This is a genomic window from Mesorhizobium sp. M7A.F.Ca.US.008.03.1.1 (assembly GCF_003997495.1).
Taxonomy (GTDB): Bacteria; Pseudomonadota; Alphaproteobacteria; order Rhizobiales; family Rhizobiaceae; genus Mesorhizobium.
The window spans coordinates 90486-110905 of the sequence record NZ_RZRU01000021.1; the positions used below are offsets into that span (position 1 = coordinate 90486).

The window sequence follows — 20420 nt, forward strand, 5'->3', positions numbered from 1 at the left end:
GCGATCGATTCAATGGCGTCTCGTTCTCACTCACGCGAGAATTTTGAGAGAATATTCCCGGCTTTGGCGAGAACGGCGAAACGCGTTCTTTGATATAACAGTTAGAATTTCTGAGGATGTGACCAAGGCTAGGTAATCCGCCTCGCTGCCATGACTTCACAACCGCAGAGATCAATCATGACCGACTTCAAGAACACTTGGACATCTTCCCTCGGGTCAACCGTCAACCGGCGCAGCGGCTTGGCTCTGCTGTTCGCCTCGGCCGTCGCGATCGGCAGCCTGATGGCGCCCGGCGCATCGTTCGCCGAGGACAAGAAGGCGATCAAGGTCGGCATCATCAGCGGCGAGGACGAGGATGTCTGGCGCGTCGTCGTCGCGCAAGCCGCCGAAAAGGGCCTCGCAATAGAGACCGTGGTGTTCAACGACTACACCCAGCCCAACGAGGCGCTGGAGCGCGGCGAGATCGACGCCAACGCCTTCCAGCACCAGCCTTATCTCGACAACCAGATCAAGACCCAAGGCTACCACATCGTGCGCGTCGGCTACACCGGCGTCTGGCCGATCGGCCTCTATTCGAAGAAGTATAAAGCGGTCGCCGACCTGCCCGAGGGCGCGATCGTCGGCGTGCCGAACGACCCATCCAATGAAGGCCGGGCACTGCGCGTGCTGCAGAATGAGGGCGTGATCAAGCTCAGGGATGGCACCGGCATTCTGGCCACCACCGCCGACATCGCCGAGAATGCGAAGAAGGTGGTGATCAAGGAACTCGACGCCGGCATCGTCGGCCGCTCGGTCGAGGATCTCGACGCGGCCGTGGTCAACACCGACTGGGCGCTGAAAAGCGGCCTTTCGCCGGAAAACCGCATCGCGCAGGAGCCCATCGCCGACAATCCGTACCGCAACTTCATCGCGGTGAAGACCGGCAACGAGAACGAGGCCTGGGTGAAGACGCTGGTCGCCTCCTATCAGAACGAGGCGGTGAAGGCCGAGTTCGACAAGGTCTACAAGGGCACCGGCCTCAGCGCCTATTGATCCGATCCTCGACCGGACGCCCCGTTCGAGAGCAACAGCGGTCCGCGCTCAGGCGCGGGCCGCGATTGCGTTTTCGGGAACAGGAACATTCATGAACCAGCATATCACGGCATCCGGGGACACCACCGATCCGACCCGCGCCCGGCCCGACGCATCTCAGGATGTCGTGCGCCTCGTCGAGTTGAAGCGCCGCTTCGGTGTGACGGCGGCGCTCGACGGCATTTCGCTGACCGTGCGCAAGGGCGAGATCCTCGGCATTATCGGCCGCAGCGGCGCCGGCAAGTCGACGCTGATCCGCTGCCTGAACGGGCTGGAACGGCCTGATTCCGGCGAGGTGTTCATCGAGGGCCGCGAGATCAGCCGGCTCGGCGAGCGCGATCTGCAGCCGCTGCGGCGGCGCATCGGCATGATCTTCCAGCACTTCAACCTGCTGTCGGCCAAGACGGTCGAGGACAATGTGGCGCTGCCGCTGAAGATCGAGGGCCGGCCGAAAGCCGAGCGGCTGGCACGTGCGGCCGAACTGCTCGATCTCGTCGGCCTGTCGGAGAAAGCAAAAGCCTATCCGGCGTCGCTGTCGGGCGGCCAGAAGCAGCGCGTCGGCATTGCCAGGGCGCTTGCCGCACGGCCGGCGCTCTTGCTGTCGGATGAAGCGACATCGGCGCTCGACCCGGAGACGACACGTTCGATCCTTGCCCTGCTCAAGGACATCAACCGGCAGCTTGGCCTGACCATCCTTTTGATCACCCATGAGATGGAGGTGATCCGTTCGATCGCCGACCGCGTTGCGGTGATCGATGCCGGGCGCATCGTCGAGCAAGGGCCGGTCTGGTCGGTGTTTGCCGACCCACAATCAGACATCACCAAAAGCCTGCTCGGGGCCATCCGGCCGCAACTGCCGGCCGAGCTGGCGGCCCGGCTGCTGCCGGCGGCCGGCGCGGAGACGATCCTGCGCGTGGATGTGGCCGGCGAGGCGGCAAGCGGGCCATTGCTGTCCGACCTTGCCACGGCTGTTCCAGGCGCCTTCCGCCTCGTCCATGGCGGCATCGACCATATCCAGCAGCAGCCGGTCGGCACGCTGTTCCTGTCTGTTCCCGGCAGCGATGCAAATCATCTCGCTGACATCATCACATTCCTGAAGGCCCGCCAGGCGCGGGTGGAGGTGCTTGGCCATGTCGCCAATCCTGTTTGAACTTCTGCTGCGTTCGATCTGGGAGACGGTGCTGATGACGGCCGCCTCCGGCCTCATCTCGCTGGTGTTCGGCCTGCCGCTCGGCCTGGCGTTGATTGCCACCGAACGCGGCGGCATTGCCGAAAGCCTGTGGGTCAACCGGGCGCTGGGCGCCGTCATCAACGGCTTCCGCTCGGTGCCCTTCATCATCCTTTTGGTGGCGCTGATCCCGGTGACGCGGCTGATCGTCGGCACCTCGATCGGCACATGGGCAGCCATCGTGCCGCTGTCGATCGCCGCTACGCCCTACTACGCGCGCATCGCCGAAGTGTCGCTGCGCGAAGTCGATCGCGGGCTGATCGAGGCGGCGCGCGCCATGGGCGGCAACCGCTGGACGATCATCCGCGAGGTGCTGGTGCCGGAAGCCCTGCCCGGCATCGTCGCCGGCTTCACGGTGACGCTGGTGACGCTGATCGGTGCGTCAGCCATGGCCGGCGCCATCGGTGCCGGCGGCCTCGGCGACCTCGCCATCCGCTATGGCTATCAGCGTTTCGAGACGTCGGTGATGATCGCTGTGGTCATCGTGCTGATCATTCTGGTCTGCGGCATCCAGTGGGTGGGGGACAGGCTGGTGGTGAGGCTGGACCGGCGGGGGTAGGCGGAGCCGGCTAACTAGACTAGCGAATGATGTCTTCGATGAGGGCCTTCAGTGGCGCCTCGGAGCCAATGAAACTGTCGACCATGGCTTGAATCACCCTGTCACGGTCGAGGATATCAGCGTTGAACGTGAAACCAGCGTGCTCGGCGAGCATGGCAAGGAATGTGAGCTGGGCACGGCCATTGCCTTCGCGAAACGGATGCACGGCATTGATCTCCGCGACGATGTGCGCCAGATGCTTCGCAAAGCTGGTGCCGTCGAGATGAGCTAAGCGGTCGGGATTGCCGAGTTCGCGAAAGACCCGCGCCATCTCGGTGGGGATGTGTTCGGGATAGCAGAACCAACTGCCGGCCTTGCAGATGCGGATGGTGCGCGGCTGACCGGCCCAGCCATACACATCCTGGAACAGGTGCCGGTGCAGGCTGAGATAGTGACGGTAGTCGAGTTCGCCTGCCGGCAATGGCTCGTCAGCGCGAGTCAGGAACAGCGCGAGCTCGACCTCATCAAGCTCGGCCTGGTCGCGGAGGTCCAGCAGATTGATGAGCACCGTCGTGCCGGGGTAGCACAGCGGATCGGACTCGGCGGCGTAGACCAACGTCTATTTCTTCTTGCGGATTTCTTCCTTGATGAGCGAACGCCGCTCATCGCCGGACAGCCCGCGCCGCACACCCTGGCTGAGTATTTCAACCATGCGAGGCGACAAGGTCATGCCTTCCACGGCGCTGATTTTCTCGCCGCGCGCGCTGGTCAGAACGAACTGGCCGGTCTTGGCTGAACGGCCGATTCTCGAATTAGGAGACTTCATTCGCAAACCATATCATACCCTAGGAGAGACCGAAATGATTTCCGGGACAGCCGTGCTAGCCGCGTAGCCTGGCTCCTTCCGGATCGAAGAACGGTATCGGCGCCACGACCGCTCGCGTCGGCTTGCCGTCGATGTCGATGCTGAGCTCGGTGCCTATCGCGGTGAAGGGAAGCAGCAGATGCGCGGTGGCCAGCACCTTGCCAAGGGAATAGCCGTGGTCGCTGTAGGTGACGATGCCGGCGTCCTCGCCATCGGCCAGGACCCTGGCATCGGTCGCGGCTGGCTTGTCACCGTCGAGGATCAGTCCGACCCATTGCTCGTCGAGGCCCTTGTCGCGGACCTTGAGCAGCGCTTGCCGGCCGACGAAATCGCCCTTGTCGAACTTGATCCAGCGGTCGAGGCCGACATGGAACGGCGTGCGGGTTTCGTCCATGTCGATGCCATGCGCCGGATAGGCTTTTTCAAGCCCGAGCGTGAACATCGCCAGCACGCCGTAGGGTTTCAGGCCAAAGTCCCGGCCGGTTCGCATCAGCACGTTCCAGACGGAGGCCGCCTCGTCGGCCGGCACGAACAGTTCGAAGCCGAGCTCGCCGGTGACGCCGGTGCGCGAGATCAGCACCTTGGTCTCGCCGACGCCCCCCGAGGTGAATGCCCAGCGCTTGAGCCCATCCAGATCGGCATCCGAGATCATCGCCTTCAACAGGTCACGCGAGCGCGGCCCCTGGATGGTTGGGAAGGCGATGGCGGCGGTGATGTCGGTGACATAGGCCTTGCGACCCTGCGCATGATGCAGCAGCCAGGGCAGTATCTTCAGGCGGTTGACCGAACCGGTCACCAGCATGAAATGCTCTGATGCCAGCCTGAACACGGTGAGATCGTCCATGATGCCGCCATCGTCGCGGCAAACGGTGGAATAGCGGACCTGACCGGGCTTCATCGCGGCGGCATCATTGACGATGACATGGTTGACCAGCGCCTCGGCGTCCGGCCCCTTGATGTCCATCTTGCCCATGGTGCTGAGATCCTGCACGCCGACATTCTTGCGGGTGTTGAGGTGCTCGTCGGCAATGCTGGAATAGGTTTTGGCCGAGATGAAATCGCCGCCGACACGACCCATGGTCGCGCCCAACCCGACAATGCTGCTGTAGAAAGGGGAGCGCCGTTCAGCCAAGGAAGCCTCCATCACTCATTACCGTCCCGAGACCGTTTCGAAATTCGCTCTGGCGAGTCATATGATGGTGGTTTCGAGAACCGGAGCGCAGCGGACATTCAGGTCCGTGAGCACCGGAAGCGCAGAAAACGCCTTCAGATGGCCGCCAGAGTAGCGTTTCCAAACGGTCTCAGCTGCCGTAGACGTCGAAGGAAAAGTACTTGTCGTTGATTTCCTTGTATTTGCCGTTGGCGCGCAGCGCGTCGATGGCCGCATTGAGCTTGTCGGCCAGCTCCTTGTTGCCCTTCTGCAGCGCGATGCCGACGCCAGGGCCGTGAATGGCCGGATCGGCCGTCAGCGTGCCGAGCAATTTGCAGCAGGCGCCGTCGGGCTTCTTCAGCCATTCGGTCAGGATGATCGAGCCGTCCATCATCGCGTCGAGGCGGCCATTGGCCATATCGGTGCGGGCGTCGTCGCCGGTCGGATAGGCCTTGACGGTGGAGCCTGCATATTTCTGCTCGGCGAATTTCTGGTGGATGGTCGCGGTCTGCACACCCAACGCCTTGCCCTTCAGATCGTCCGGCGCGGTGCCTGATATGGTCGAATCCTTCGGCACCGCGATAGCCGGCGGCGTCTGGTAGTATTTGTGGGTGAACTCGACCTTCTCGGCCCGCTCCGGCGTGATGGTGATGTTGATGATCGCATCGAACTTGCCGGCCTGCAGCGCGGGGATCGAGCCGTCGAAATCCTGCACGCTGAACTCGCACTCGGCCTTCATCTCGGCGCACAGCGCCTTGCCGAGATCGATGTCGAAACCGCCCAGCGTGCCGTCGGCACTGGCGTAATTGAAGGGCGGATAGGCGCCCTCGGTGCCGATCCTGAGTTTTTTGTCCTGGGCGGACGCAGCGCCGGTGGCAAGGGTGAGAGCGACGGAAGTGGCAAGCACGAAACGACCGAAAAGACGCATGTTCGAGATCCCCGTTGAAAGCGGGAAGTCTACGGGCTTCCAGGCGTACGGCGGAGACGGAAACGACATGTCATGCGCCGATCGCGGCGCGGCGAGCGGACCAAGCCTTCACGATTGGTGGTGCGTTAGCCAGCGCGCCGCTTGTTCGTCGCCGTCCGGTCGATGGCGCGTTCGCCTGCCGAGAGGACAACGCCAAATTTTTCGCTGGCTTCCTCGGCCGTATAGTAACCTAACGCCACGTCGCGCAGCACCAGATCCGGATCGCGCTGACGCGGATCGCCATAGCCGCCGCCGCCCGGCGTGCCGACACGCACGCGGTCGCCGGCCTTCAAAGCGATGTCCTGCTCCTTGGATAGGTGCGGCGGTACATGTTCCTCGCCGTTGCGGACGACGGTGACCGTGTTGACCGCGCCATCCTTGCCGCCGAGTGCGCCCTGCGGGCCGAAACGGCCGTGGTCCATGACGAAGGAGGCGCGGGCGTCGCCGCGCAGGATTTCGACCTCATAGGCGAGGCCGAAACCGCCGCGGTGCTTGCCGGCGCCGCCCGAGCCTTCGCGCAGGGCGTAGTGGCGGTAGAGCACCGGAAACGCCTGCTCCATGATCTCGACCGGCGGTGATTTGGAGATGCCGATGGTCGAGCAGCCATTGGTCAGCCCGTCATGGCCTGAATTGCCGCCATAGCCGCCGCCGGAGATCTGGTACATGACGTAATCGCGGCCGCGCGCCGGGTCGTTGCCGCCGAGGGCGAAATTGCCGCTGGAGCCGGCGGGCGCCGCCGTCACCTTCTCCGGCAGTGCCTGCACCATCGCCGCGAACACCGCCTCGGCGATGCGCTGGGAAACCTCGGCGGCACAACCCGATACAGGTCGCGGATATTTGGCGTCGAGGAACGTGCCATCAGGCCTCTTGACGATCAGCGGCTCGAAAGCGCCGGCGCTGATCGGCACATCCGGGAAAATGTGGCGCATGGCGAGGTAGACCGAGGACAAGGTGGTCGCCAGCACGCTGTTCATCGGTCCCGCACACGGCTTTGACGAGCCGGCGAAATCGAAGGTCAGCGTGTCGCCCTGTTTCTCGACGGCGAGCGCGATGGTCAGCGGCTCGTTGACCACGCCGTCGGAATCGACAAACGCCTTGGAATGGTAGGTGCCGTCCGGAATGGCCGCTATGTTGGCGCGCATCTGTTCGGCGGCACGGCGGCGCAGTTCGGCTATCGCCTCGACAACGGTTTCGTCACCGTAACGATCCAGGATTCCGTTGAGCCGGTCCTGGCCGATCAGCAGTGCGGCGGCCTGGGCCCTGATGTCGCCGATGCGTTGGTCGGCAACGCGGATGTTGGAACAGATGATGGCATAGATTTCCGGATCGAGCACGCCCTTCTTGAACAGTTTTACCGGCGGCAGCCGCAGCCCTTCCTGCTCGACCGCGGTCGCCGAGGCTGAAAATCCGCCCGGCACCGAACCGCCAATGTCGGGCCAATGGCCGGTGTTCGACAGCCAGCAGAAGATCTTGCCCTTGCGGTAGACCGGCATGGCAAAGCGTACATCCATCAGATGCGTGCCGCCGAGATAGGGGTCGTTGACGATGTAGATGTCGCCCGGCTCCGGGGCCAAGCAGCGGCCATCGGCGATCATCTCGATCACCGTCCTGGTCGAATACTGCATGACGCCGACGAACACCGGCAGGCCTTGGCTGCCTTGCGCGATCAGCGAGCCGTCCACGGCCGAATAGATGCCGTCGGAGCGGTCATTGGCCTCGGCGATGACAGGCGAGAAGGCGGCGCGCGAAAAGGTCAGGTCCATCTCGTCGCAGACCTGCTGCAGAGCCGCCTGGAGGACCGAAAGGGTGATGGCGTCGAGTTTTTCCATCTCAGGCCTCGCCGATATCGATGATGATGTTGCCGTCAGCGTCGCTGCGTGCGCGGTCGCCGGGTTCGAGCACGGTGGTGGCGTCCATTTGTTCGAGGATCGCCGGGCCTTCGATGACCGCGTCGAGCGGTAGTTTTTCGCGTGCGTATACTGGCGTCTCGTGCCAGCGGCCGGCATACCAGACCGGCCGGATCTCGCGCCGCGCCTCGTCGAGCGTTGTTGCACGCCCAGCCGGGTCGATCAGCCGCGACAGGTCGATCGCCGGGCGGACGCCGGTGACAGACGTGTTGAGGTTGACGAGATTGGCGCGGATTTCCGGCAGCTCGACCTTGAAGCGGGCGAAATAGGCCTTTTCGAAAAGAAGCTGCAGCGTCGCTCGCGTCACCGACGACGATGGCAGCGCCACATTGATGATGTGGGTCTGGCCGACGAACTGCATGTCGGCGGAGTGGGTGACGCGGATCGTCTCCGGCTTCACAGCTTCCTTGGCTATCAGCTCCTCGCCTTCGTTTCGGTGCCGTTCCAATACCTCGTGAAGCTGCTTTTCGTCGAGGACCGCCACCGGCTGGTTGATGGTGTTGACGAAGTCGTGGCGCAAATCGGCGACGACGCAGCCGAGCGCGTTGGTGATGCCGGGCCGCGCCGGCACCAGCACCCGGGGCAGGCCGAGTTCGCGCGCCAGAGCGGTCGCATGCAGCGGACCGGCGCCGCCAAAGGCGAACAGCGCGAAATCGCGCGGGTCATGGCCGCGCGACACCGAGACCATGCGGATGGCGCCGGCCATCTTCATGTTGCCGAGCCGCAGCACCGCGCCCGCCGCCTCGACGCCGGACAGGCCGGTCGGCTTGCCGATCTTCTCCTCGAAGATGCCGGTGACACGCTCTGATGTGACCGGGTTTTCGACCGCCAGCAATTTCTTCGGCGCCAGCCTGCCTAGCACCAGATTGGCGTCGGTGATGGTCGGTTCGAGGCCGCCGCGCCCGTAGCAGATCGGGCCGGGATTGGCGCCGGCACTTTCGGGGCCGATCTGGATCAGGCCGGCTGCATCGACGCGGGCGATCGAGCCGCCGCCGGCGCCGACCGTGTGCACCGCCACCATCGGCACATGGATCGGCATGGCATATTCGATCTCGATCTCGTTCGAGACAGCCGGCTCGGCATTGCGGATCAGCGCCACATCGGTCGAGGTGCCGCCCATGTCGTAGGTGACGAGGTTTTCGAAGCCGGCGCGCTTGCCCGTATAGGCGGCGGCGATGACGCCCGAGGCCGGACCGGACATCACGGTCTTGGCCGATTCACGTGTGACGAAGCGGGCCGAGATCATGCCGCCATTGCCGTTCATGATCAGGAAATCACGGGCATAGCCTTTTGCACCCAATTCCTTGCGCAGCCGCTCGACATAGCGCTCTAGGATCGGCTGCACGGAGGCGTTGACCGAGGCGGTGACGCCGCGCTCGAATTCGCGTGCTTCCGACAGCAAAGCATGGCCTGCCGTGATGTAGCCGTTCGGCCAGGATTCCGCGGCGATTTCGACGGCACGCCGTTCATGTGCCGGGTTGGCGTAGGAATGCAGGAAATGGATGACAAGGGATTCGCAACCGGCCGCGATCAGCGCCTGAACGGCGTCGCGCATCTCGGCCTCGTCGAGCGGCGTGCGTATCGCGCCCGAAGCCTCGACGCGCTCCGACACTTCGAGCCTGAGATTGCGCGGGATGATCGGCACGAAGCTGCCAGTCATGCCATAGGCCTGAGGCCGCGTCCGCCGGCCAAGCTCGATCACGTCGCGAAAGCCGCGCGTGGTGATCATGCCGGTTCTCGCCAGCCGGCGTTCGAGCACCGCATTGGTGGTGGTGGTCGTGCCATGCACGATAAGGTCGATGCCGTCGATCGGAAATCCGGTGGCGCCGAGTGCCGAAACGACACCGAAGGCCTGGTTGTCGACCGTGGTCGGCGTCTTGGCTAGATACACCCTGCCACCATCGCGTCCGTCGATCAGGAGCAGGTCGGTGAAGGTGCCGCCGACATCGATACCGGCAACGACATTTCCCTGGGAATCGCGCGCTTGCGCCGAAAAATTCTCTTCCATCGTCGAAACCCGAAATGCACGGACTACGGATATGCGTCAGTTTGGAAAGCTGTTTTAAGGGAGCATCTTGACGCAAATATCGTTTGTATACTAATAAATTCCGGACACAAGAGCTTGCCGCTTTGCAGTGTGCGAACAGCACGCCGGAACTTGAATGGTTCGGGCGCGCAAGTGAAGGTTTGGCGCCCGCGTCCGTGAGCTGGGCCAGAAGGTTGGATTTGATGAACACCACATCCGCTCTCAACACCGTCGGTGCCCGCCCGCTGCAGTTCCCGATTCCGGCCAACGTCTATGCCGAAACCGTCGTCTCGGTGAAGCACTACACCGACCGGCTGTTCTCGTTCCGCATCACCCGTCCGCAGTCGCTGCGCTTCCGCTCCGCCGAGTTCGTCATGATCGGCCTGCCCAATGCCGAGAAGCCGGTTTACCGCGCCTATTCGGTGGCGAGCCCCGCCTGGGACGAAGAGCTGGAATTCTTCTCGATCAAGGTGCCGGACGGCCCGCTCACCTCGGAACTGCAGAAGATCCAGGTCGGCGACACCGTCATCATGCGCCAGAAGTCGACCGGCACTTTGGTGGTCGACGCGCTGACGCCGGCCAAGCGGCTGTTCATGATCTCGACCGGCACCGGTATTGCGCCCTTCGCCAGCCTGCTGCGCGACCCCGACACCTACGAGAAATTCGATCAGCTGATCCTGACCCATACCTGCCGCGACAATGCCGAGCTGACCTATGGCCAGGAGCTGGTCGCGGCACTTGAAAGCGACCCGCTGATCGGTGAGCTGACCACTGGGCGCGTCACGCTCTACAATTCGACGACCCGCGAAGAGTCGGCATGCATGGGCCGCATCACCGCGCTGATCGGCTCCGGCAAGTTCTACAGCGATCTCGGTATCGACAAGCTCAACCCGGAAACCGACCGCATCATGATCTGCGGCTCGATGCATATGCTGAAGGACGTCAAGGAGCTGGCCGAAAGCCTCGGTTTCGAGGAAGGCTCGCTGAGCCATCCAGCGACTTTCGTTGTCGAGCGCGCTTTCGTCGGCTGAGCCGAGCCTAACATCTCAAAGTCTACGTTTTTGACTGCACGGTCAAAAATTGCTGCTTCCGCCGCCTTTTTCGGTTATGACCGCCCGCAGGACTCGTGAAGTGCGACTTCACGGGCTATCTTCGGCACACGTCGCTGAATGAAAGGGCAGGAGATGAGCAGCACAATCCGCGAGGCCGATGTCGGCTCGTCCAAGGTGACGCCGCTGCCGGCGCGCGCCGCCGCCAATACCCCCCTCCCGCACGACCATCGTATTGCGCGCAATCCAGGCATGAAGCTCGACCTCGGCTTCATGGAATCGGTGCGCAGCGTCAATCGCTCGGCACTGGAACGCCGCGTCGCCAGCCTGACCAAGCGGCGCTCGATCAAGGCCGACAACCAGGCGGCCTGGCTGCTAAAGGCCGTCGCCTGCATGGATCTGACGACGCTGAATTCCAACGACACCGAGGAGCGCGTGCGCCGGCTCTGCGCCAAGGCGATCAATCCGTTCCGCCGCGACATTGTCGAGGGTCTCGGCATATCGGGTGAAACCATCCGCCCGGCCGCCGTCTGCGTTTACCATCCCTTCGTCGCCACCGCCGTCGATGCGGTGCGCGGCACCGGCATCCATGTCGCCGCCGTCTCCACCGCCTTCCCGCATGGCCTGGCACCCCTGTCGACCCGCCTGCAGGAGATCGAGGCCTCGGTCCGCGACGGCGCCGACGAGATCGACGTCGTCATCCCGCGCGGCCTGGTGTTCGGCGCCAAGTGGCGGGAGCTCTACAATGAGATCGTCTCGATGCGCGCCGCCTGCGGTGACGCGCATCTGAAGGTCATCCTCGGCACCGGCGACCTCGCCACGCTGCGCAATGTCATGCTGGCCTCGATGGTGGCGATGATGGCGGGCGCCGACTTCATCAAGACCTCGACCGGCAAGGAAAGCGTCAATGCGACGCTGCCCGTCGGCCTCGCCATGGTGCGCGCCATCAGGGCCTATTTCGAAGAGACCGGCTATCTCATCGGTTTCAAGCCGGCCGGTGGCATTGCCACGGCCAAGGTCTCGCTCGACTGGCTGGTGCTGATGAAGGAAGAACTTGGCCGGCCGTGGCTGGAGCCCGAGCTGTTCCGCTTCGGTGCCTCGAGCCTCTTGACCGACATCGAGCGCCAGCTCGAGCACCATCTGACCGGTCATTATTCGGCCAATCATCGCCACGCGATGGCTTGAGCGTACCACACCCACCCCGATCGGCTATGCCGATCGACCCTCCCAGGCGGGAGGGTGAAGGAGGCCCCTGATGAATATCCTCGATCGCTATCACGCCATGGAGTACGGCCCGGCGCCGGAAGCCCGCAACGAGGCCGATGCGTGGCTTGCCGCGCGCGATTTCGGCAAGGCGCTGTTCATCGGCGGCGACTGGAAAGCCGCTTCCGGCGGCAAGACTTTCGAGACCAGCGACCCCTCATCCGGCAAGCTGCTGGCCAAGGTCTCGGATGCCAGTGCCGCCGATATCGACTTGGCCGTTGCGGCCGCCGCCAAGGCGTTGCCGAAGTGGTCGGCCGCCTCAGGCTATCAGCGCGCCAAGGTGCTTTATGCCATCGGCCGCGCCATGCAGCGCCACCAGCGCCTGTTCGCAGTGCTGGAGACAATCGACAACGGCAAGCCTATCCGCGAAAGCCGCGATATCGACGTGCCGCTGGCGATCCGCCATTTCATCCACCATGCCGGCTGGGCGCAGGCACTGGATAAGGATTTCCCCGGCCATAAGGGTGTCGGCGTGGTCGGTCAGATCATCCCGTGGAACTTTCCGCTGCTGATGCTGGCCTGGAAGATCGCGCCGGCGCTCGCCGCCGGCTGCGCCGTGGTGCTGAAGCCGGCCGAGTTCACGCCGCTGACATCAATCCTGTTTGCCGAGATCTGCGAACGCGCCGGCGTGCCGAAGGGCGTCGTCAACATCGTCCAGGGCGGGCCTGAGGCGGGCGTGGCCATCGTCAATCATCCCGGCATCCAGAAGATCGCCTTCACCGGCTCGTCCGAGGTCGGCAAGATCATCAGGAAAGCCACGGCCGGCTCGGGCAAGAAACTGTCTCTCGAGCTCGGCGGCAAGTCGGCCTTCGTCGTTTTCGAGGATGCCGATCTCGACAGCGCCGTCGAAGGCCTGGTCGACGGCATCTGGTTCAACCAGGGCCAGGTCTGCTGCGCCGGTTCGCGCCTCTTAGTGCAGGAGGGCATCGCCGACGCCCTGATCGCCAAGGCCAAGACGCGGATGAGCCGGCTGCGCGTCGGCAGCCCGCTCGACAAGAACACCGATATCGGCCCGCTGGTCGATGCTACACAGCTCGAGCGCGTCAAGGGCCTGGTCGCCGAGGGCGCCAAGCAAGGCGCTGTCTGCTGGCAGCCGGATGCGGCGTTGCCGTCCACCGGCTACTACCATCTGCCGACGCTCGCCACCGGTGTTTCGCCGGCTAATATTTTGGCTCAGGAGGAAGTCTTCGGCCCGGTTCTGGCGACCATGACCTTCCGCAACACCGAGGAGGCGATCGAGCTTGCCAATAACACGCGCTACGGGCTCGCCGCCTCGGTGTGGAGCGAAAACGTCAACCTTGCCCTGCACGTCGCGCCGCAATTGAAGGCCGGCGTGGTCTGGGTCAACGGCACCAACATGTTCGACGCCGCCTGTGGCTTCGGCGGTTATCGCGAAAGCGGTTTCGGGCGCGAAGGCGGGCGCGAAGGCATGTTCGAATATCTCACGGCGAAATTGCCGCTCGGGCCGGTCATCAAGCCGGCGACGCTCTCGGCGCAGCCAGTCGAGCAGGCCGACGGCTCGGCAATCGACCGCACGGCAAAGCTGTTCATCGGCGGCAAGCAGGTACGGCCGGACGGCAATTATTCGCTCGCCATCGCCACCGCCAAGGGCAAGCTTGCCGGCGAAGTTGGGCTCGGCAGCCGCAAGGATATCCGCGATGCCGTCTCTGCCGCCCGCGGTGCCACGGCCTGGCCGGAGGCGACCGCCTATAACAGGTCCCAGGTGCTCTATTATCTGGCCGAGAATCTTTCCGGCCGTGCCGGCGAGTTCGCCGCTCGCCTGACCGAACTTACGGGTGCGACCGCCAAGGCCGCGCGGGAAGAAGTAGAACAGTCGATCGAGCGGCTGTTCCTCTATGCCGGCCTTGCCGACAAGTTCGAGGGCCGCGTGCACCAGCCGCCGGCGCGTGCTGTGACATTGGCGCTGCACGAGCCGGTCGGCGTCGTCGGCATCGTCGCTCCCGATAGCTCGCCGCTGCTCGGCCTGATCTCGCTGGTCGCGCCGGCGCTGGCCATGGGCAACACGGTGGTGGCAGTGCCGTCCGAGCGCTATCCGCTGCTGGCGACCGATCTCTACCAGGTGATCGAATATTCCGATGTGCCGGCCGGCGCCATCAACATCGTCACCGGCCGCAGCGCCGAGCTTGCCGGGGTGCTGGCCAAGCATGACGATGTCGACGGGCTCTGGGTGTTCGCCGATGCGGACACCTGCGCCAAGGCGGAAGCCGAGTCCATCGGCAACCTCAAGCGGGTCTGGAGCGGCAATGGCCGCGGCCTCGACTGGACATCCGACGAAGCCGCCGGCGACGCCTTCCTGCGCCGCGCCATCGAGGTCAAGAATGTCTGGGTGCCTTACGGCGATTGATGTCCCGCCGGTGCTGTTGAGATCGTGTTCGGGGTTGACGCACGGACAGATGTTCTTTAACGAGAAAAAACATCTTTATCAGTGAACGGTCAACGGCGCAGGCTGCACGATCACGCGTGACTGGCACATGACGCCTTGGCCAGCCGCAGGTAGACCCGGACTATCCCCAGTGGACGAGGAGAGCAGTATGGCGGATCTGGCAGGCAAGGTCGTTGTCGTCACGGCAGCGGCGCAAGGCATCGGCAGAGCGAGTGCACTGGCCTTCGCAAAGGCTGGCGCCATCGTCCATGCCACCGACATCAACGAGGCACTGCTGGCGGAACTCGCCACGACGCCGGGGATCAAGGCCCGCAAGCTGGACGTGCTCAACGACGAAGCCGTCAACGCCGCCTTTGCCGAGATCGGTGTCGTCGACGTGCTGTTCAATTGCGCCGGTTTCGTCCATTCGGGCTCGATCCTGGAGATGAAGGACGGCGACCTCGATTTCGCGCTGAACCTCAATGTTCGCGCCATGATCCGCACCAGCCGGGCCGTGCTGCCCGGCATGCTGGAACGCGGCGACGGATCGATCATCAACATGGCCTCGCTGGCCAGTTCGACCAAGGGCGTGCCCAACCGCTTCGTCTATGGCCTGACCAAGGCCGCCGTCATCGGCCTGACCAAGGCGATCGCCGCCGACTATGTCGGCAAGGGCATACGCTGCAACGCCATCTGCCCCGGCACGGTCGAGAGCCCGTCGCTGCAGGACCGCATGCATGCGCAAGGCGACTACGATGCCGCCCGCGCCGCCTTCATCGCCCGCCAGCCGATGGGCCGGCTCGGCACGCCGGAGGAGATCGCCGATCTCGCCGTCTACCTGGCCGGTGCCACCTATACGTCAGGGCAGGCCTACAATATCGACGGCGGCTGGTCGATCTGACTGCGGAAATCTTGCGCGAGCAGGACGATCTGGCCCTTTCCCCGCGTTTAACAGGGGATCGAAGAGTCTGAAAATCCCGCGCGCCGGCTATCTTGCATGGCGATCGCGCTTGTCCCTATTCAGGTCGATGGGTACGGTCCGCCGGTTCCTTGAAGGAGCAATCGCCTTGGCGGAAAGTTTGCAAAAGGCCGCGAGGCCGCAATCAGGAGAAGGATTTAGATGAAACTGCTGCGCTATGGCGAGGTGGGAAGCGAACGTCCCGGCCTGCTCGATGTGGATGGAACGATCCGTGATCTCTCCGCTCACGTCACCGATATCGGTGGCAAGGCACTCGATCCGGCATCGCTGGCGGCACTCGCCAAGCTTGATCCGAAGTCGCTGCTGGCGGTTTCCGGCAGCCCGCGCCTCGGCGCCTGCGTTGCCGGCACCGGCAAGTTCATCTGTATCGGCCTCAACTATTCCGACCATGCCGCCGAGACCGGCGCCACCGTGCCGCCGGAGCCGATCATCTTCATGAAGGCAAGCTCGGCCATTGTCGGGCCGGATGATGACGTGCTGATCCCCCGCGGCTCGGAGAAGACCGACTGGGAAGTCGAGCTGGCCGTGGTCATCGGCAAGACCGCCAAATATGTCAGCGAGGCCGATGCGCTCGACTATGTCGCCGGCTATAGCGTTGCCCACGATGTCTCCGAACGCGCCTTCCAGGCCGAGCGGCAGGGCCAGTGGACCAAGGGCAAGAGCTGCGACACGTTCGGCCCGACCGGCCCATGGCTGGTGACCAAGGACGAGGTAGCGGATCCGCAGAACCTCAAGATGTGGCTGACCGTCAACGGCAAGACGATGCAGAACGGCTCGACCAAGACCATGGTCTATGGCGTCAAATACCTGGTTTCCTATCTCAGCCAGTTCATGTCGCTGCACCCCGGCGACATTATTTCGACAGGCACACCGCCCGGCGTTGGTCTCGGCATGAAGCCGCCGGTGTTCTTGAAGGCTGGCGACGTGGTGGAACTGGGCATCGAAGGGTTGGGCCAGCAGAAGCAGACGTTCAAGGCGGACGTTTAAGATCTGCAAGGTTGCGCTGCCCCCTCATCCGGCCGCTTCGCGGCCACCTTCTCCCCGCTGGGGAGAAGAGGTGAGCGGCGGCGCTGGCAATCTCCTCTCCCCTCGGGGAGAGGTCAGCCGAGCGAAGCGGAGGCTGGGTGAGGGGCTGCGCCGCCGCCTACTTCAGCACCTTCCCATCAGCACCAAACCGATACGTCTTCGCCGGATCCGGCGTCGCATAGAGTGTGGCGCCCGGTTCGGCATCATAGACACCGAAAATCCTGACCGTGATCAGCCCGGCCTTCTCGCAATCGAGATAGAGATTGGTGTCGGCGCCGAGATGCTCGGCGTGCACCACCGTTCCCTTCCAGGCGCCGGATTTCGGATCGACGGTCAGATGTTCCGGCCGCACGCCTATGGTCTTGGCTGTTTCGCCGAGGCGGGCGCCGTCGACGAAGTTCATCTTCGGTGAGCCGATGAAGCCGGCGACGAACTCATTTGCCGGCGAATTGTAGAGCTCCATCGGACCGCCGATCTGCTCGATTTTCCCTGCGTTCAGCACCACGATCTTGTCGGCCAGCGTCATCGCCTCGACCTGGTCGTGGGTGACGTAGATCATCGTCGCCTTCAGCCGGCGATGCAGCTGCGCGATCTCCAGCCTTGTGTTGACGCGCAGCGCCGCGTCGAGGTTCGACAACGGTTCGTCGAACAGGAACAATTTTGGCTCGCGCACCACGGCGCGGCCGATGGCGACACGCTGCCGCTGGCCGCCGGAGAGCTCGGCCGGCCGCCTTCCGAGATAGGGTTCCAGCGACAGCATCGACGACGCGATGCCGATGCGACGCTCGATCTCCGGGGCGGGCGTGCCGGCCTGCCTGAGCCCGAGGCCCATATTGTTCTTCACCGTCAGATGCGGGTAGAGCGCATAGGTCTGGAACACCATGGCGATGCCGCGCTTGGCCGGCGGTGTGGCCGAGACGTCCGCGCCGTCGATGACGACGCGGCCCGAGGTCGAATCCTCCAGTCCGGCAATGACCCTGAGCAAGGTCGACTTGCCGCAGCCGGACGGGCCGACGAAGACGACGAATTCGCCATCGTTCACTTCGAGGTTGATGCCCTTCAGCACCTCGACCGGCCCGAAGGCCTTCTTCACGTTCTCGATGTTCAGCGAGCCCACGGCAGTCCTCCAAATTGATGAGCGGGAGCCAAGGCACCCCCCTCTGGCCTGCCGGCCATCTCCCCCTCAAGGGGGGAGATTGGCAGCTTCGAGGCCTCGCGCCACTTTGCAGCGCTGATAATTGGCGAAGGCAGTGCCGACATCTGATCTCCCCCCTTGAGGGGGAGATGGCCGGCAGGCCAGAGGGGGGCGCCATAGAGCGCAACCTTCGATGGCAATTGCTCTCTCACAATCGCACCGCCTTTCCACTGCGCACGCTCTCGTCGGCGGCAAGGCAGACGGCGAGCGATTTGACCGCGTCGTCCATGTGTTTGGTGAGATCCAGATCCTCGCGGATCGCCTTCAGCACGAAGGCCTGTTCGAGGTCGCAGAGGTCCTGATGGCCGGGTTCGCCCTCCATCGACAGCATTTCGTCCGGCTTGACGAACCTGCCGTCCGCACCGGTCGCGGCGCTGTGCAGGCGGATGGTCGAGGTCTTGGTGTGGGTGTCGATGTCATCCGACTTCACACCCTCCTTCATGACGATCGACACGCAGCCATTGGGCGAGATGACGTCCTTCACGAAGAAGGCCGTTTCCGAAATCATCGGCCCCCAGCCGGCCTCGTACCAGCCGACCGAACCGTCATCGAACAGCACCTGCAGGTGGCCGTAATTGTACATCGACGGCGCGACCTCGTCGGTCAGCCGCACGCCCATGCCGCGCACCTCGACCGGCTTCGTGTCGGTGATCTGCAGCATGACGTCGAGATAGTGCACGCCGCAATCGACGATCGGCGACGTCGTCTGCATCAATTGCTTGTGCGTCTCCCAGGTGGGTCCTGAGGATTGCTGGTTGAGGTTCATGCGGAAGACGTAGGGGCCGCCGAGCTTGCGCGCTTCGGCGATCAGCCTGATCCAGGATGGGTGATGGCGCAGGATGTACCCGATCACCAGTTTTCTGCCATTGGCCTTGGCCGCCGCGACGACGCGTTTGGCGTCGGCCACGGTCGTTGCCAGCGGCTTTTCGACGAAGACATGGCAGCCGGCCTCGAAGGCCTTCACCGCATAGTCGGCATGGCTGTCGGAATAGGTGGCGATGCAGGCGACGTCGGGTTTTTCCTCGCGCAGGGCGTCATCGAAGGAGCGCCTGATGCCATAACCAGACAGCCCGTCCGGCAGCGGCACGTCGGAGCGATTGATCAGCGCCGCAATCTGGAAACCTGGATTGGTATGGTAGGCCAGCGCATGGCTGCGACCCATATTGCCAAGCCCGGCTACGACGACGCGAAGAGGTGGTTTAGATGTCACCTAGCTACTCCAAATTCCAGTTGCTTCCTTCGAGGGTGTCACCCCACCCGGCGCTTCGCGCCGACCTCCCCATCGAGGGGAGGTAGGACGTTGGCGTGAATGTCCCACTGCCAAAGAAACTGCTCTGAACTGAGACCCCGGACGATCGAGAATAAAGCGCTGACCTTCTACCTCCCCTTGATGGGGAGGTCGGCGCGCAGCGCCGGGTGGGGTGAAAGCTCCAACGGAGATTTGTAGGTCTCCGCTCACTTCACCGCTCCGGACGTGATGCCGCGGATCAGCTGCCGCGAGAAGATGACGTAGAGGATCAGCACCGGCATGATCGCCAGCGACAGTGCGGCCAGGATGGCGTTCCAGTTGGTGACGAACTGGCCGAGGAAGAGCTGCGCGCCGAGCGTCACGGTCTTGGTCTCCTCCGATGGCGCCAGGATCAACGGGAACCACAGATCGTTCCAGATCGGGATCATGGTGAAGACGGCGACGGTTGCCATCGATGGCCGTACCAGCGGCAGCACCAGCCGGAAGAAGATGGTGTATTCGGACAGGCCGTCGATGCGGCCGGCATTCTTCAGATCGTCGGACACCTGCTTCATGAATTCCGACAGGATGAAGACGGCAAGCGGCAGGCCTTGCGCGGTGTAGACCAGGATCAGCGCCGTCAATGTGTTGACCAGCTCGCTCGCCACCATCAACTGCAGGATGGCGACCGTGCCGAGGCGGATCGGGATCATGATGCCGAGCGCCAGATAGAGCCCCATCAGCGAATTGCCGCGAAAACGGTATTCCGACAGAGCGAAGGCAGCCATGGCGCCGAACAACAGCACGAAGAACAGCGAGGCGACGGTGACGACGAGGCTGTTCTGGAAATAGTGGATGAAGTCGCCCTGGCCGATCACGGTCGTGTAGCCGATCAGGTCGAAGGTTTTTGGCGTCGGCGGCGTCAATGGCGCGCCGAAGATGCCCGCGCGCGACTTGAACGAGTTCATGATGACGAGGATCACCGGAAACAGTGCGATCACCGTGTAGGTCAACAGAATCGCGTGGGCGCCGATGGTGCGGGGCATGGAACGGGTGGCGGTGCTCATTGGAAAGTCTCCAAGTGAGTTGTCATTGGAAAACTTGGCGCCCAGGCACCCCCCTCTGGCCTGCCGGCCATCTCCCCCTCAAGGGGGGAGATTGGCAGCTTGAGGCTCAGCACCTTTTCTTCAACGCTGGAGATTGGCGACGGCAATCGTGCCATCCAATCTCCCCCCTTGAGGGCAGGGGAATCGCAGATAAGTTGATTGGCACTTGCCAAGCAGGAAAAGAGGGATTCTTGAGAGGCTTTCTCGTTGCAGAGGAGGCCGCAGTGCCGTTTGTTATGTCTATCCTGCGAGAGGTTCGTGATCCGCGCGATATCAATGCGCGGCATAATCTTGCTGAACTTCTGTTCCTGGCGCTTGCAGCGACACTGTGCGGTGCCAAAAGCTGTGTGGACATTGCTGAATTCGTGGAGGGCCGGGAAGACGAGTTGAAAGAGATCGTCGAGCTGAAGCATGGGTGTCCGAGCCACGACACCTTCAG

The 20420-nt window shown here is 63.5% G+C and carries 18 protein-coding genes; 9 read left to right on the forward strand and 9 right to left on the reverse strand.

Annotated features, from left to right (window positions below):
• The first annotated feature begins 177 nt into the window (after window positions 1–177).
• From EOA16_RS25080 to EOA16_RS25090, 3 genes are all read left to right on the forward strand, one after another.
• Window positions 178–1032 carry a MetQ/NlpA family lipoprotein gene (locus EOA16_RS25080; RefSeq protein WP_127260593.1) on the forward strand — a complete coding sequence of 285 codons (855 nt, stop codon included), beginning with the start codon at window positions 178–180 and terminating at the stop codon, window positions 1030–1032.
• Between the two features lie 91 nt (window positions 1033–1123).
• On the forward strand, window positions 1124–2221 hold the full coding sequence (locus EOA16_RS25085; protein WP_127260594.1) for a methionine ABC transporter ATP-binding protein: 1098 nt from the start codon (window positions 1124–1126) through the stop codon (window positions 2219–2221).
• A complete protein-coding gene (locus tag EOA16_RS25090) occupies window positions 2202–2858 on the forward strand; it encodes a methionine ABC transporter permease (RefSeq protein ID WP_127260595.1) in 657 nt (218 codons plus the stop codon). The genes EOA16_RS25085 and EOA16_RS25090 overlap by 20 nt, the downstream gene beginning before the upstream one ends.
• A gap of 19 nt (window positions 2859–2877) precedes the next feature.
• On the opposite strand, the gene EOA16_RS25095 is transcribed toward EOA16_RS25090, so the two are convergent.
• From EOA16_RS25095 to EOA16_RS25125, 6 genes are all read right to left on the reverse strand, one after another.
• The gene (locus EOA16_RS25095; protein WP_127260596.1) at window positions 2878–3453 is read right to left on the reverse strand and encodes a Fic family protein; all 576 of its coding nucleotides are present in this window, start codon (window positions 3451–3453) and stop codon (window positions 2878–2880) included.
• Window positions 3454–3456: 3 nt separating this feature from the next.
• On the reverse strand, window positions 3457–3663 hold the full coding sequence (locus tag EOA16_RS25100; RefSeq protein ID WP_127260597.1) for a hypothetical protein: 207 nt from the start codon (window positions 3661–3663) through the stop codon (window positions 3457–3459).
• A 55-nt stretch (window positions 3664–3718) separates the two neighbouring features.
• Window positions 3719–4834, reverse strand: a complete 1116-nt coding sequence (locus EOA16_RS25105; protein ID WP_245456017.1) for an aminomethyltransferase family protein — start codon at window positions 4832–4834, stop codon at window positions 3719–3721.
• 169 nt (window positions 4835–5003) lie between these two features.
• Window positions 5004–5780 carry an ABC transporter substrate-binding protein gene (locus tag EOA16_RS25115; RefSeq protein ID WP_127260600.1) on the reverse strand — a complete coding sequence of 259 codons (777 nt, stop codon included), beginning with the start codon at window positions 5778–5780 and terminating at the stop codon, window positions 5004–5006.
• 125 nt (window positions 5781–5905) lie between these two features.
• Window positions 5906–7648, reverse strand: coding sequence for a hydantoinase B/oxoprolinase family protein (locus tag EOA16_RS25120; protein WP_127260601.1), 1743 nt, complete (start codon window positions 7646–7648; stop codon window positions 5906–5908).
• A gap of 1 nt (window position 7649) precedes the next feature.
• Entirely contained in the window at window positions 7650–9734 is a 2085-nt protein-coding gene (locus tag EOA16_RS25125; RefSeq protein ID WP_127260602.1) for a hydantoinase/oxoprolinase family protein, read from the reverse strand.
• Between the two features lie 221 nt (window positions 9735–9955).
• On the opposite strand from EOA16_RS25125, the gene EOA16_RS25130 reads away from it, so the two are divergent.
• The 5 genes from EOA16_RS25130 (at window position 9956) to EOA16_RS25150 (ending at window position 16413) form a co-directional block, all read left to right on the forward strand.
• Window positions 9956–10783, forward strand: coding sequence for a ferredoxin--NADP reductase (locus EOA16_RS25130; protein ID WP_127260603.1), 828 nt, complete (start codon window positions 9956–9958; stop codon window positions 10781–10783).
• A 153-nt stretch (window positions 10784–10936) separates the two neighbouring features.
• A complete protein-coding gene (deoC, locus tag EOA16_RS25135; protein WP_127260604.1) occupies window positions 10937–11986 on the forward strand; it encodes a deoxyribose-phosphate aldolase in 1050 nt (349 codons plus the stop codon).
• 70 nt (window positions 11987–12056) lie between these two features.
• Complete coding sequence (locus tag EOA16_RS25140) at window positions 12057–14429, forward strand: aldehyde dehydrogenase family protein (protein ID WP_127260605.1); 2373 nt, start codon at window positions 12057–12059, stop codon at window positions 14427–14429.
• 187 nt (window positions 14430–14616) lie between these two features.
• A complete protein-coding gene (locus tag EOA16_RS25145; RefSeq protein WP_127260606.1) occupies window positions 14617–15348 on the forward strand; it encodes an SDR family oxidoreductase in 732 nt (243 codons plus the stop codon).
• 219 nt (window positions 15349–15567) lie between these two features.
• Window positions 15568–16413, forward strand: a complete 846-nt coding sequence (locus EOA16_RS25150) for a fumarylacetoacetate hydrolase family protein (RefSeq protein ID WP_127260607.1) — start codon at window positions 15568–15570, stop codon at window positions 16411–16413.
• Between the two features lie 157 nt (window positions 16414–16570).
• Here the strand turns inward: EOA16_RS25150 and EOA16_RS25155 are convergent, their stop codons facing one another.
• The 3 genes from EOA16_RS25155 to EOA16_RS25170 all read right to left on the reverse strand — a co-directional run bounded on the left by EOA16_RS25155 (window position 16571) and on the right by EOA16_RS25170 (window position 19942).
• The gene (locus EOA16_RS25155) at window positions 16571–17569 is read right to left on the reverse strand and encodes an ABC transporter ATP-binding protein (RefSeq protein WP_127260608.1); all 999 of its coding nucleotides are present in this window, start codon (window positions 17567–17569) and stop codon (window positions 16571–16573) included.
• Window positions 17570–17795: 226 nt separating this feature from the next.
• Complete coding sequence (locus EOA16_RS25165) at window positions 17796–18857, reverse strand: Gfo/Idh/MocA family oxidoreductase (protein ID WP_127260610.1); 1062 nt, start codon at window positions 18855–18857, stop codon at window positions 17796–17798.
• Window positions 18858–19102: 245 nt separating this feature from the next.
• Entirely contained in the window at window positions 19103–19942 is an 840-nt protein-coding gene (locus EOA16_RS25170; protein ID WP_127260611.1) for a carbohydrate ABC transporter permease, read from the reverse strand.
• 230 nt (window positions 19943–20172) lie between these two features.
• Here EOA16_RS25170 and EOA16_RS25180 point away from each other — a divergent pair.
• Window positions 20173–20420: transposase family protein (locus tag EOA16_RS25180; RefSeq protein ID WP_245456018.1), on the forward strand; the 248-nt coding region annotated here is incomplete at its 3' end.